The sequence below is a fragment of the Actinoallomurus sp. NPDC052274 genome (assembly GCF_040679475.1).
Lineage (GTDB): Bacteria > Actinomycetota > Actinomycetes > Streptosporangiales > Streptosporangiaceae > Actinoallomurus > Actinoallomurus liliacearum.
Window position 1 is genome coordinate 1 of record NZ_JBFAUT010000169.1, and the last position, 1,097, is coordinate 1,097.

General features: G+C 59.1%; 1 protein-coding gene. It reads right to left on the reverse strand.

Annotation, left to right across the window (positions count from 1 at the left end):
- Positions 1-160 precede the first annotated feature (160 nt).
- Positions 161-802 carry a hypothetical protein gene (locus AB0K82_RS44705; RefSeq protein WP_345851504.1) on the reverse strand — a complete coding sequence of 214 codons (642 nt, stop codon included), beginning with the start codon at positions 800-802 and terminating at the stop codon, positions 161-163.
- Between the last annotated feature and the right edge of the window lie 295 nt (positions 803-1,097).

A 1,097-nucleotide genomic window follows, 5' to 3' on the forward strand; every position in this document is an offset into this window, starting at 1 on the left:
GCCTGGGCATCCGTTGATGCCGTGGCCGTGGGAGCTCCGCCTTGCCCGATCGCTCCGCCGGCGGCTTCCAAAGACGCTGAAGGCCGAACGGCCGCGCACGCCCGGCAGGCGTTTCGCGCGATGGCCTGCCCGGATCGATCCCGGCAGGCCATCGGGTTGATCAGACCGGAGGATCGCTGCAGCAGCGCTGGCCCGGACACCTGGCCTCATCGCTGCAGCATATGGGGCCGGCGGAACAGCACCGTATCGTCGAGCAGGGGCTGCAACATATATTGATTACCTGGCCCTTCTTCTTGGCGGACAGGAAGGAGACCGGCTTCTTCATGGCCGCCTTCCACTCGGAAATGCGCTTTTCCGAGCAGGCATTCTTTCCCCATGACGTGACGTTCGTGGCCAAAGTATCCACGACCTCCACATTGTACGTCAAAACTACATTGCCGTACTTCGGGAGATTGTAACTCATATCGACGCTTCGCCCGATCGTGGCGAAGACATTGGGTACGGCGACAAGCTCCCACCGGCCGTTGCTGGAGAAGTAAAGCTCGGTGGTGACATTGATCGACGAGGTCTTGATCCCGCCATCGGTTCCGGTCGATGTTCGCAGCGAATATTCGCCGTTGGTTGCCGTCATGATCGCCGAAGCGCCGGGGGTCATGATGAGGTTGGGCTTCCCGATGATCTTGCCGCCGCGCTCGATCTGCAGCGAGACCTTGTAATATTTGGGCGAATTCTGGGTTGAGGCGCCTGCCGTCGTCAGGACGCAGGCAGAAAAAAGCAAAAGGATTTTCGCCAGGAAGGACACAACACCTCCATGCTTAGAACGTGGATTTCGCCGACCGACGGAATGCACCGCGGACCGCACGATTCGAATATAGTTTTCATTAGTAATATTTCCGGGTCATGACACGAGATCCGCGCACCATCGATCACTCAAGTCACCGGCTCTCGAGCTCATTACAACTCTACGTGAAAACAACGAGATAGATTACTATCCAGCCAGGTTGGGATACGCATGTTCCCGTCCCGCTATTCTACCCGCCGCCGCCCCGCAGGCAGGAGCAAGGGCGACGAGGCTGGGCTTGCCCCCCGATACCCGG